This is a genomic window from Marinobacter maroccanus (genome assembly GCF_002933275.1).
GTDB classification, from domain to species: domain Bacteria; phylum Pseudomonadota; class Gammaproteobacteria; order Pseudomonadales; family Oleiphilaceae; genus Marinobacter; species Marinobacter maroccanus.
The window spans coordinates 73,175-85,816 of the sequence record NZ_PSSX01000006.1 but is presented as its reverse complement, the minus strand read 5'-3'; the positions used below and the strand labels follow the sequence as shown (position 1 = coordinate 85,816).

Below are 12,642 nucleotides of genomic sequence, written 5' to 3'. Positions count from 1 at the left end.
CCGGTAACGGGCAGCCCCTTTTTGGGCTCTGGAAATGGGGTCGGAAGAAGGCTTTCTTCTGACCCCGACTTCGCAACTACTGTCAGATAATCCGGGAGAACCGCTGGCTGGCGCCTTCTTTGCGATACAGGTCAAAGATCTGGCAGATGGCCCGGATCAGCAGGCGGCCGGCGGGCTGAACCTGAAGGGCATTGCCATCATCAGCAATCAACTCATCCTGAATCATAGGCTTCAAACGGCTGAGCTCATCGGCAAAATACCGGTTCAGATCTTCCTGCCAGACATCTGCAAACAGCTGACGGTCCAGCCGGAACTGGCAAATCAGCTGGCCGATCACCCAGCGGCGGATGCGGTCGTCCCGAGTGAGGTTGACGCCTTTGGTGATGGCCAGTTGGCCGGCATCAATGGATGCTTCCCAGGAAGGCAGGTCGTGATTGTTCTGGAAATAGGCATCGTCCGTCTGACCAATCGCGGAAACGCCAAGGGAAACCAGATCGCATTCGGAATGGGTGGTGTAGCCCTGGAAATTCCGGTGCAGACGGCCTTCCCGTTGCGCCACGGCCAGGCTGTCATCCGGCTTGGCGAAGTGGTCCATGCCAATGTATTCGTACCCGGCGTCCAGCAGGCGGTTGATGGTATTGTGCAGGATGGTCAGCTTCTGCTGCGGACTGGGCAAGGTGTCGCCTTGTATCCGGGTCTGCGGATAGAAACGGTCCGGCAGGTGGGCATAGCTGAACACCGAGAGACGGTCCGGTGACATTTCAAGCACCGCTTCCAGGGTCTCGGCGAAGCTTTCCGGCGTCTGGTAAGGCAGGCCGTAGATCAGGTCCAGGTTGATGGACCGGAAGCCGATGCGCCGCGCCTCGTTGAGCACCGCTTCGGTCATGGCCCGGGGCTGGATACGGTTCACTGCTTTCTGAACCTCCGGGTTTACATCCTGTACCCCCAGACTGATCCGGTTGAAGCCCAGGTTCCACAGGGTTGGCAGGGTATCCTGGTCCACTTCTCGCGGATCGATTTCAACGCTGTAATCCCGCTCATCACCGGTTTGCAGGTTGAATAGCTCCCCGTATCCCGCCATCAGGTGTTCCATCACATCTTTTGGCAAAAACGTGGGGGTACCGCCACCCCAATGCAGCTGGGTCACCGGCCGGTCGGCCCCGAACAGTTTTGACTGGATAGCCGCCTCTTTCAGCACCCGCTCCACGTAGGGCATCGCCTTGTCGCGTTTTTTGGTAATGACCTTGTTGCAGGCGCAGTAGTAGCAAAGGTGCGCACAGAACGGCAGGTGAGTGTACAGCGACAGCGGCCGGCCGCTGGCCTTGCTGCGAGCCGCGGCTTTGACCATGTCCTCAATGGGGTAGTTCTGGTTGAACTCGACGGCCGTGGGATAGGAGGTGTATCTCGGGCCGCTGAGGTCGTAGCGGCGAATCAGTGCGTCATCCCAGATGAATTCTGGCAGTGTTGAGTCTTGGGCTTTGAGTGCGGGTGTGGAGGTCATGGCAAACTCGGGGTCAGATGAAATCGGGGTCCGATGAAAGTTTCATCTGACCCCATGTTCAAGGAAGCTCGCGCATTTTAGGGCAATCCTTTGCGTTCCTTTTTGATGCGGGTCAGCTGAGCATTGGATTCAGTTTACCAGCCCGGTTACTGAACCACCCTTGGGCTCTTGGCGTACTTGGTTTACCCCTTTGTGGGCATAGCCCGCAGCATACTGACTGGAGAATTCCTCACCATGGCCAACCTGATTCTGATCCTCGGTGACCAATTAACGAGAGACATCAGTGCCCTCGAAAACGCCGACAGAGATCGGGACGTTGTGGTAATGGCGGAGGTACACGACGAGGCCACCTACACCAACCACCACCAGAAGAAAATCGTGCTCTTGTTCAGCGCCATGCGTCACTTTGCCCGGCAACTGGAGAGCGATGGCTGGCAGGTTCATTACCAGAGCTATCATCCGGACAACCAACACCAGAGCCTTGAAGCAGTGGTTGGCGAACAGGTGAAGCGGATCAATGCGGAAAAAGTGATCACCACCGAGTGCGGCGAATGGCGCCTGCATGACCAGATCAGTGGCTGGCATAAGCGCCTTGGAGTGCCGGTGGAGATCCGGCCGGATACACGGTTTATTGCATCCAAACAGGAGTTTGCCGACTGGGCCGAGGGCCGGAAGCAGTTGCGGATGGAGTTCTTCTACCGGGAGATGCGGCGCAAGACCGGTTTGTTGATGACCTCCGAGGGCGAACCGGAGGGCGGGCAGTGGAATTTCGATGCTGACAACCGGAAGAAATGGACCGGCAAGCCGCAGGCGCCCGCACAATTCCGGATAGAGCCCGATGCCATTACCCGGGATGTGATCGCCCTGGTGGATGAGCATTTCAGCGATCACTTCGGCACCACCGACGACTTTCATTTTGCCGTGACCGCCGAGGACGCGCAGGGAGCGCTCGAGCACTTCATCGATTATGCCCTGCCGTGCTTCGGCGATTATCAGGACGCGATTTCCGACACCGAGGACTGGCTGTTTCACTCCATCCTGTCGCCCTATATCAATTCCGGACTGCTGGATCCTCTGACAGTTTGCGAAGCGGCCGCCCGAGCATGGTATTCAGGGCGAGCGCCGATCAACGCGGTAGAGGGATTCATTCGGCAGATCCTGGGTTGGCGGGAGTTTGTTCGGGGCATTTACTGGATGAACATGCCCGGGTATGCGCAAGAGAACCGCCTGGGCAACACCCGCGCCCTGCCCTGGTTCTACTGGACCGGGGACACGAAAATGCGGTGCATGCACAAGGCCATTGATGCTACCCGCCGCAACGCCTACGCCCACCACATCCAGAGGCTGATGGTCACCGGCAACTTCGCGCTGCTGGCGGGTATAAAACCGGAAGAGATTTGCGATTGGTACCTGGCGGTGTACGCAGATGCCTATGACTGGGTTGAACTGCCCAACGTGCTGGGCATGGTGATGCACGCCGATGGCGGCTACCTGGGCTCAAAGCCCTACGCCGCCAGCGGCAAGTACATCCAGCGCATGTCGGACCACTGCGCCAACTGCCATTACAAGGTGAACAAATCCACCGAATCAGACGCCTGCCCCTTCAATGCTTTGTACTGGCATTTCATCGACCGGCATCGGGACGACTTTGCCAAAAACCCCCGCATGGGCATGATGTATCGGAACTGGGACAAGCAGAAGCCGGAACGGCGGGAAGCGCTGCTCCGGCGCGCCGGGGATCTGTTGGCAAACCTGGAGCAGCTGTAATACCGACAAGCCGAATCAGTGCGGGGCGATCCGCTTCTCCGTTTCCGGATCGAAGAACACCACTTTTTTCATATCGAACATCAGCTCGGCAGTCTCACCCCAGGTCACCGGGTGCTCCGGATCAATCCGGCAATGCACGTTGGTATCATTGAGCTGGATCAGCGCGATCACGTCCGGGCCGGTGGGCTCGGTCACTTCGATGGTGAACTCGCCCTTCGCCACCAGAGTCTGGTCGTTCTTCTGATCCTGGGGCTGGGTGATGTGCTCCGGCCGGATACCCAGAATAACCTTTTTGCCCACCCGGTCGGCCAGGAATTCCGGCACCGGCAGCTTCACGGCCCGGCCATCATTGCCACGCACTTCCGCCTGCAGACCGCCTTCCCTCTGTTCAACAGTCACCGGCACAAAGCTCATGGCCGGTGAGCCCATGAAGCCGGCAACAAACAGGTTTTCCGGCCGGTCATACACTTCTTTTGGCGTACCCAGCTGCTGCAACTCACCATCCTTGAGCACGGCAATCCGATCTGCCAGGGTCATGGCCTCTATCTGGTCGTGGGTGACGTACACGATGGTGGTTTTCAGGCGCTGGTGCAGTTTCTTGATCTCGGTGCGCATCTCCACCCTCAATTTGGCATCCAGGTTGGAGAGCGGCTCGTCGAACAGGTAAATCCGTGGTCGGCGGGCCAGGGCCCGGCCCATGGCTACCCGCTGCTGCTGGCCGCCAGACAGGTTTGCCGGCTTCTTGTTGAGCAGCTGGGAGATTTGCAGTAAATCGGCCACCCGTTCTACTTCCTGATCAATCTCGTGCTTTGGCAAACCGCGGATTTTCAGGCCGAAGGCGATATTCTCGCGCACAGACATGGTCGGGTACAGGGCGTAGGACTGGAACACCATGGCGATGTCCCGGTCTTTTGGCTCCATGGTGGAGATGTCCTTGCCATCCAGGACTATCGAGCCATCGGTGATGGTTTCCAGGCCGGCAATGGTGTTCATCAGGGTGGATTTACCACAGCCAGATGGGCCCACGAGTATCAGGAATTCACCGGACGCGATGTCGATATCGATGCCCTTGAGGGTTTCCTCGGCAACGCCCGGATAGGTTTTGCGGATGCTCCGCAGTTCCAGTTGAGACATTATTGTTATCCTCTCAGGTCAACCTTTGACAGATCCGGCGGTCAGGCCCCGGATGAAGTATTTGCCGGCGACGATATAGACCACCAGGGTTGGCAGCGCCGCGATCATCGCTGCCGCCATATCCACGTTGTATTCCTTCACCCCGGTGCTGGTGTTCACCAGATTGTTGAGCGCCACGGTGATGGGCTGGCTGTCACCGCTGGCGAACACCACGCCGAACAGGAAGTCGTTCCAGATCTGGGTGAACTGCCAGATCAGCGACACCATGAATATGGGTGTGGACATGGGCAGCAGAATGCGGAAAAAGATGGTAAAGAAGCCGGCACCGTCGAGCCGGGCAGCCTTGATAAGGGCATCCGGAATGGCCACGTAGTAGTTTCTGAAGAACAGCGTGGTGAAGGCCACCCCGTAAATCACGTGCACCAGTACCAGACCGCTGGTGGTGTTGGCCAAACCAAGTTGTCCCAGGGTTGCCGCCATAGGCAACAGGACCACCTGGAACGGAACGAAGCAGCCGAACAGCAGCATTCCGAAAAACAGGTCAGAGCCCTTGAACTTCCACTTGGACAGCACGTAGCCGTTGAAGGCGCCCAGCAAGGTGGAAATCAGTACCGCGGGCACGGTCATCTTGAACGAGTTCCAGAAATACCCGCTGATCCCCTCACACTGAACACCGGTGCAGGCCTCGGACCAGGCTTTCGTCCAGCCAATGGTGGTCCAGTCCGTGGGCAAGGCCATCAGGTTGCCGGTTCGGATGTCCATGGGCGTCTTGAAGCTGGTCACCAACATGATGAACAGCGGAATCAGGTAGACCAGGGCGGCCAGGAGCAAAAGCCCGTAGATGGCCACGCGGCTGGGACGAAAGCCGGTGCGAACCACATCAGTCATGGCGTTTCTCCCTCAGTTCCGAATACAGGTAAGGCACGATCAGGGCCAGAATGGCGCCCAGCATCAGCATGGCACTGGCGGACCCAAGGCCCATCTGCCCCCTGGTGAAGGTGTGGGCATACATGAATACTGCCGGCAGGTCGGTGGAGTAGCCCGGACCGCCAGCGGTCATGGCCATCACCAGATCAAAGCTTTTGATGGCTATGTGAGCCAGGACCATCACTGCGCTGAAGAATACCGGCCGCAGGGATGGCAGGATGATTTTCCAGTAGATCAGCGGCAGGCTGGCGCCATCGACCCGGGCGGCCCGGATGATCGAGGAATCCACACCGCGAAGCCCGGCGAGAAACAGCGCCATGACGAAGCCGGAGGCCTGCCAGACCGCGGCCATCACGATGGTGTAGATAGCCATGTCCGAGCTAACCAGCCAGTCGAAACTGAACGACGTCCAACCCCAGTCGTGCATCAGCTTTTCCAACCCGAGGCTGGGATTCAGGATCCATTTCCAGACGGTGCCGGTGACAATCATCGACAGGGCCATGGGGTAGAGATAGATGGTACGAATAGCACCTTCCTGGCGAATCCGCTGATCCAGGAAAATCGCCAGTATCACGCCAATAACCAGGCAACTGAAAATGAAAAGACCGCCAAAGATGCCCAGATTGATGGAGGCGGTCAGCCAGCGGTCGTTAGCCATCAGCTTGGCGTACTGATCGAAGCCGACAAAGTCATACACCGGCAGGAAGCTGGAACTGGTGAACGACAGCACACCGGTCCAGAGCATGTAGCCGTATATGCCAACACCGATAAGGACAAATGTGGGCGCTACAACCAGCTTTGGCAGCCAGCGCTGCAACGCGTCGAGAAAGCGTGACGGCGCCCTGGCCACCCTGGCGGGTTGGCGTTGAGTGTGTTCCATGATGAGTCTCCCGAGAGGATCGGGGGACACCCGAACGGGTGGCCCCTACCGGATCAGAGTGCCGCCTGAATAGCTGCTGCCAGCTGGTCAGTGGCCCGGACCGGATCCTTGTTATCGGAGTTCACGAAGTTGGTGACAACATCAAAAATCTGGCCCTGCACGTAACTGGTGGTAGCCAGGCCGTGGGCAAAGCTGGGCACCAGGCCGCCGTCGTCAGCACTGCTTTTGAAGGTGTCCATGGATGCCTGGGCACAGGAATCAAAGCCGGACATATCCATGTCGGTACGAACCGGGATCGAGCCCTTGGCCTTGTTGAACACGGTCTGGAACTCCGGCTCCATGATCGTGCGAGCCAGGTCTTTCTGCGCCCTGGTGTTGTCCTCATCGCTGAGACTGAACATGGCGAATGAGTCGACGTTAAAGGTGAACTGCCCACCAGTACCCGGTGCCGGGGCGCAGATGTAATCCTCGCCAGGAGTCAGGCCGGCGGCAGTGAACTCCCCCTTGGCCCAGTCGCCCATGATCTGCATGGCTGCTTCGCCCCGAATGACCATGCCGGTGGCGGTGTTCCAGTCACGGCCGGCTGCGTTGTCATCCACATAGCTCATCACCTTGGCAAACTCGGCGAAGACCTCTTCCATTTGTGCGCTGTTAATCACGTCCATGTCGTGCTCAACAAACGCACTGGCGAAGTCTTCTGGCCCCATGACCGCCAGAGCCACGGCTTCGAAAACCGTTGCGTCCTGCCAGGGCTGACCACCATGGGCCAACGGGATAACACCATCAGCTTCCAGCTTCTCAGCGGCGGCGTAGAATTCTTCCAGGGTCTTGGGCACAGAAACCCCTGCGTTCTCAAGTACCTCCGGGTTGGCCCAAAGCCAGTTAACCCGGTGCACATTCACCGGCACGGCGACATAGCTGTCCTCGTATTGCATGACATCGGCAATAACCGGCGGAATCAACTGGTCCCAGTTGTTCGCTTCGGCCACATCATCCAGGCTGGTGAGAAAGCCAAGCTTGGCCCATTCCCGGATATCCAGGCCCTTGATCTGTGCTGCAGCCGGGGGATTGCCGGAAACAGCACGGGTCTTGAGCACAGTCATGGCCGCTTCACCACCACCACCGGCCACGGCAAAGTCTTTCCAGGTGTGGCCCTGCTCTTCCATCATTTCCTTGAGCGCGGCCGCGGCGCGGGCTTCGCCGCCAGCGGTCCACCAGTGCAGAACTTCAACTTCGCCGGCCTGAATGGCCTGGGCCGGAAGCAATGCCGCAGATACGGCTGCAGCAGCAAGAGTTTTCTTGAACATAGTCATGGTCAATTTCTTCCTGTTTTGTTGTCTTGATCAGGTTCAGAACCAGATTTCCATCTGGGTACCAAAGGTCCACTGACCGCTCTCGAAATCGCTGTCGGCACCCAGCGGGTCGCCAGCGGCATAGGTATCGAGCTCGTCATCCCAGGTTGAGTAACTTGCAAACAGGCGGATTTCAGGACGGTTCCAGAACCCGCCAACCTGGGGCTTGAAGGTAGGTGCTACGGTAAAGCGGCTGTAGTCGCCATCCACGGAACTTCTCCCCTGATAGCCCAGGGTGGTGAGATCCATGGTCTGCCAGGAGGCCTCATACTGCATTTCAAAATTCGCACTCAGCTCCTGGGCAACACGGGCATTGAACGTCAGCCACTGGTATTCGTCGCCCTTGATGTAACGATCCTCACTGGTTTCCGCCAGAATCGCCGGCGCGAACCGCCAGTTTTCGCTGAGATAGGTCGTGCCGCAAACAGCAACACGGGTGCTGACCGCATCCTCATGCAGGTCGCCATCGGCGCCGATGTTCTTGGCTTCGGCACCCAGGCCCTGCCCGTGCAGAACGGCGACCTTGAAGTTGCCCTCGGATACACCGAAGAAGCTGTCACCATGGTAGGCGAGCATGGTGTGAACACCGGTATCGGCCGCCTGGAGCGCCCCACCAACCACGCGCTGGTCATTGTCCTGCGCCTTCATGCCGCTGAGTGTCCACTGGACGTTGCCGAAGTAGTTGTCGGCGGTCAGGATCAGGTTGTCGGTGTTCGAGGTGATGTCCTGATCCTGAATGTCAGACGGGAACTCCAGGAAACTACGGCCGTACAGGGAAAAGTTGGATTCCACGTTATCGGCAAACTTGACGTCGTAAATACCGGCGCCCAGGCCCCCGAGAAAGATGATGTCGCTGTCGAGCCAGTGGATGTCGAAGTTCAGATCCCGGTCAAAGCGCTTGCCAGCCCAGATCGCCGAATCCTCGAAAATACCGGAAAAGCTGGCCAGATTGCTGAACTCCACATAGGCCTGGCGCACGTTCAGGGCGCCGTCACCGGCCGTCCAGTCATTCGAGGAGGTTGTGGAATCGGCAATCATCAGCCGGTAGTGGGATTTGGTCCCGTTCTCGGCCACCTGTTTGTAGTTCAGGATGGCCTCAAGGTAGGTATCGGGTTCATTGCCGAGGCGGCCCACGGCGCCACCAACGGAACCCGCGGGGGTCAGGTAGGGTCCGCCCGGAGCACTTTGCAGATCACCATTCAGAAGCAGACCGGAGCGGGCGTAGGTGTTGAAGGAAAAACCCTCCAGGCCATTGGCCTTCGGTTCAACTTCGGCCAGCCTTGCCTCGAGGGCAGCGAGCCGGTCCTCTACGCTCTGGTCCTGAGCCTGTGCCAGTCCGGCCGTCAGTCCCAGCGATGCCAGGCCAACTGCGGTTGTTAAAAGGCGTACGCAGGAGGTTTTTCTTGCAGGGGTAGTGCCATAGGTAACATTGAGCATTCTTGACTCCTTGTTTTTGTTTTATTGGCAATCTGGAGTCTATGGCAAGAAACGAACCCGCTACGTATCAAAGGGAAATGCCCATGTAACAAGGTTGTTACATGGCTGTCAGTGGCGGGGCAAGATCAGTTTTACATGCAGACCACCGGCGGTACGGTTGCTGATTTCCAGTTCGCCGCCGTGGCTCTGGGCAATGTTTCGCGATATGCCCAAACCGAGACCAAAACCCTGGTGCTGGTTTTTATCCAGCCGGTAATAGGGTTCGAAAATGCGGGATAACTGGTGCTCGGAAACACCAGGGCCCTCATCCTCCACGTGGATCACCAGTTGGCCCGCCATGTCTTCAATTCGCACCATGGCTTTGTCGCCATACTTGACGGCGTTATCCACCAGGTTGCCAAGACATCGTTTCAGAGCCAATGGCTTGCCCCGGTACGGCCGACAATGGCCCTGCACAGTCACCCGATCAGGTCCGTCTCCCTGGTACGCTTCCGCCATTCCACTGAGCATACGCTCCACATCCACGGCCTCGGCGTTTTCGTGAATGTCGGTGTCTTTCATCGACTGAAGGGCATTCTTCGCCAGCAATTCCAGTTCCTGGAGGTCCGCCTCCAGGCGTTCTCGCATCCCGTCGTCGTCAATCAGATCCACCCGCAAACGCAAGCGTGTTATCGGGGTCTTGAGGTCGTGGGAAATGGCACGGAATAGCTGGTTCCGGTCGCTGATGTAACTCTGCAATCGACGACGCATGGTGTTGAAGCTGCGGGTCACCGCCAGTATTTCCGCACTGCCCTTCTCGACCAAAGGTGGCTGATCATCCTCCAGAGGCAGATCCCGGGCGGCCCTTGCCAGCTTGCGTAAAGGCCGCGTCTGTTGTCGGATCAGCCATGCAAGTACCGGAAACAGAATGGCGATCATCACCATCAGAAACAGGATCTGCTGGCCGGGAATTCCCTCCTCCTCCAGTGACACGTAAGGGGCCGGCAGTGCCGCAGCCAGGTATAACCACTCACTTTCTGCGACTTCGATTTGGGTAACCAGTACCGGCGGATTCAGAGGCTCCAGTGTCAGTGCATAGTGGGCCCAGGACTGTGGCAACGCATCGAGTGGCAATTCAGTGTTCAGAATCCTCAAATCGGCAGGATCCACGAAATCCACATAGAGATTGATCCCATTACCCAGCCTTTTGCGAAGTACCGTTTCGACCTCTTCCGTTACCAACCGTTTCCGCTCTGTGTCCGGTAACGGCGCCATATTGATACGTTTATCATTGAGCGAGACGAAAAAGCGGGTGCCGCCCATATCGCGGAGCTGATCCAGCACAATATGCCGGTATTCCAGCGGGAGCGAATTGAAAAATTGCGCGGTTGCCGCAGCCGACTGCGCCAGGTTACGGGTGGTAGCCACCAGCCCCTCAACCTGCTGGGCCCGGAATGTGGCAATCCAGGCGGCGCTGGAAATAATCTGGGCGCTCGCCATTGCCAACAGTGTAAGCAGTAGTACCCGCCCGAGAAGTGAGGAGGGAAACCAGCGCCAGGATTGCTTTTCCGTTTCACCGCCATTACTCGGCAACATGGGTCACCGTTGCTGCCAGCAGGTAGCCAGCTCCCCGCACTGTCTTGATCAGCCTGGGGTTGCGGCCCTGATCGCCAAGGCGCTGCCTCAGCCGACTGACAGCCACATCCACCACCCTGTCCAGCGGCATGGACTCCCGGCCACGGGTAACATCGGATATGGTGTCCCGATCCAGCACCTCGTTGGGATGGTTCAGAAACAGTTGAAGCAGAGCGAAGTCTGCACCGGACAGTGCCGTGCCCTGCTGATTCTCGTCGATCAGTTCATGGGCCAGGGTATCCAACCGCCAGCGATCAAAGACGACGTAGCGAGGGTTGTCAGACCGACTGAAACTCGCCCTGCGAAGGAGCGCTTTCACCCGGGCCTGAAGTTCCCGGGCACTGAAGGGTTTGGCGAGGTAATCATCGGCGCCCAGCTCCAGGCCCACAACCCGATCTGTTTCGTCGGAGCTCGCGGTGAGCATGATGATCGGCACCCGACTGTGTTCACGTATCTGCCGGCACAGAGTAAAACCGTCATCGCCGGGCAACATGACATCCAGGACAATCAGGTCGACGTGGGCCCAGCCCAGCTGCAGTCGCATCTGGTCGCCGTCTCCCGCGGTTATGACCTCGTACCCTACCCGGGTCAGATGCTCCTCTAAAAGCTCACGGATAGCAGCGTCGTCATCCACTACCAATATCGATGCTTTTCTCTCATTCATGGGTTGGTCTTTGTTGTTGTTCATACCTATCAGAATATGTCCTAACGTTGTGCAGCAAAAGCCCAACAATGGTGCTAGCCTCACATAAGGATTGTTGAAAACATGGATGCGGCCTTGATTATGAAGATCCGACTGGCGGGCCTGCTAACGGTAATGGTCTCCGCAGTGAGCCAGGCCCAGCCTCCGGCACTGAACCTCTACACCTTCGAAAGCCCACCCTACCAGATGGCGAACCAGGAAAAGGGTGGGGCCAATCGAGTTTACGGCGAAACCGCAGACACGGTGGTTTGCGCCGCCAACCGCTCTGGCTGGGAAACACGCATCCGGATTACGCCCCAGAATCGCGCCATACACGCGCTGGAACGCAACATGATTGATGGCTATTTTGCCATTGATCCCTCCGCAGAGCTCGACAACATAGCAAAACGCAGCGATCCGGTAGCGCTGGAGAAGTGGTACTTCTTTACCAGAGGCGACCAACCCTTCACTGATACTCCAAGGATCGGAGTTGTTGATGGCAGTAATGAAGAAGCCTGGCTGGAAGCCAATGACTATTCGGTTTTCCTCAGCGTAACCTCGGCTTCGCAACTTCTGGCCCTTTTGAAACGTGCGCGTATCGATGCGGCTCTGATGGATGAGCGTGTCATGAACGGCCTGCGCCTCGAAAACGGGGACCCTGGCATGGTTCTGGAGCGACACTTCGTTCGCTACGCTCCGCTTTACCTTTACCTGGGTGAATCCTTTACTTCCAGCCATCCGGAATTTCTTGGCAACTTCAATCGTATGCTGAACAGTTGCATGGCCGGTCATCTCGCCCTGTCGGACGAGGAGGAACATCTTATCCGGATGCTCTCGGAAAGGCTGATCAGCAATATCAGCAGCATTCTGGATATCCCACAGATTATCGCTTCGGGCCCGAGACAGGAAAGCTTCACAGACGTGATGACTCAGGACAGCATGTGGCAGGCGTTGGCCCCGTCTGGCTCCACGCAACTGGCCGACCAGATTCTTGATCTGGCGGGTTCCCGAACCTTGCATGATTGGAAAGTGGCGCAAGACGGTGTCGTTACTGAGGCCATGATCATGAATAACATGGGAACCCTGGCGGCGATGAGCCGGCTTACAACCGATTACTGGCAAGGCGATGAAGCCAAATTTCAGAAAGTGCTGGATGCCACTCGCCAGGGTCTCCGGGGAATCGACGCACTCTATATTTCACCAATCCGCTACGACGCCTCCACATCCCGATTCCAGGTCACCGTGAGCGCCCCGGTCAGCCCGATTTCCGATGGTGTTCCTCTCGGCGTCCTCATGTTGGGGCTGGATGCCGAAGAGGCATTACGCGCCCTCGAACGACGGCCCTGAC

At 57.8% G+C, this 12,642-nt stretch carries 10 protein-coding genes; 2 read left to right on the top strand and 8 right to left on the bottom strand.

Annotation, left to right across the window (positions count from 1 at the left end):
* Positions 1-82 precede the first annotated feature (82 nt).
* Positions 83-1,501, bottom strand: a complete 1,419-nt coding sequence (hemN, locus tag KEHDKFFH_RS09125) for an oxygen-independent coproporphyrinogen III oxidase (protein ID WP_104321636.1) — start codon at positions 1,499-1,501, stop codon at positions 83-85.
* A gap of 234 nt (positions 1,502-1,735) precedes the next feature.
* Here hemN and KEHDKFFH_RS09120 point away from each other — a divergent pair, with 234 nt between their 5' ends.
* Complete coding sequence (locus KEHDKFFH_RS09120; protein ID WP_104321635.1) at positions 1,736-3,268, top strand: cryptochrome/photolyase family protein; 1,533 nt, start codon at positions 1,736-1,738, stop codon at positions 3,266-3,268.
* Between the two features lie 15 nt (positions 3,269-3,283).
* Here the strand turns inward: KEHDKFFH_RS09120 and KEHDKFFH_RS09115 are convergent, their stop codons facing one another.
* From KEHDKFFH_RS09115 to KEHDKFFH_RS09085, 7 genes are all read right to left on the bottom strand, one after another.
* Entirely contained in the window at positions 3,284-4,402 is a 1,119-nt protein-coding gene (locus tag KEHDKFFH_RS09115) for an ABC transporter ATP-binding protein (protein WP_104321634.1), read from the bottom strand.
* A gap of 18 nt (positions 4,403-4,420) precedes the next feature.
* Positions 4,421-5,290: a carbohydrate ABC transporter permease gene (locus KEHDKFFH_RS09110; protein WP_104321633.1), complete on the bottom strand. Its 870-nt coding sequence runs from the start codon at positions 5,288-5,290 to the stop codon at positions 4,421-4,423.
* Positions 5,283-6,209 carry a carbohydrate ABC transporter permease gene (locus KEHDKFFH_RS09105; protein WP_104321632.1) on the bottom strand — a complete coding sequence of 309 codons (927 nt, stop codon included), beginning with the start codon at positions 6,207-6,209 and terminating at the stop codon, positions 5,283-5,285. The genes KEHDKFFH_RS09110 and KEHDKFFH_RS09105 overlap by 8 nt, the downstream gene beginning before the upstream one ends.
* 53 nt (positions 6,210-6,262) lie before the next feature.
* Entirely contained in the window at positions 6,263-7,522 is a 1,260-nt protein-coding gene (locus KEHDKFFH_RS09100) for an ABC transporter substrate-binding protein (RefSeq protein WP_104321631.1), read from the bottom strand.
* Positions 7,523-7,558: 36 nt separating this feature from the next.
* Positions 7,559-8,998, bottom strand: a complete 1,440-nt coding sequence (locus tag KEHDKFFH_RS09095; protein ID WP_104321630.1) for a carbohydrate porin — start codon at positions 8,996-8,998, stop codon at positions 7,559-7,561.
* Positions 8,999-9,106: 108 nt separating this feature from the next.
* On the bottom strand, positions 9,107-10,573 hold the full coding sequence (locus KEHDKFFH_RS09090; RefSeq protein WP_104321629.1) for an ATP-binding protein: 1,467 nt from the start codon (positions 10,571-10,573) through the stop codon (positions 9,107-9,109).
* On the bottom strand, positions 10,560-11,276 hold the full coding sequence (locus KEHDKFFH_RS09085; protein ID WP_104321739.1) for a response regulator: 717 nt from the start codon (positions 11,274-11,276) through the stop codon (positions 10,560-10,562). Before KEHDKFFH_RS09085 ends, KEHDKFFH_RS09090 begins: the two co-directional genes overlap by 14 nt.
* 102 nt (positions 11,277-11,378) lie before the next feature.
* On the opposite strand from KEHDKFFH_RS09085, the gene KEHDKFFH_RS09080 reads away from it, so the two are divergent.
* Positions 11,379-12,641: a substrate-binding periplasmic protein gene (locus KEHDKFFH_RS09080; RefSeq protein WP_104321628.1), complete on the top strand. Its 1,263-nt coding sequence runs from the start codon at positions 11,379-11,381 to the stop codon at positions 12,639-12,641.
* Position 12,642 lies beyond the last annotated feature (1 nt).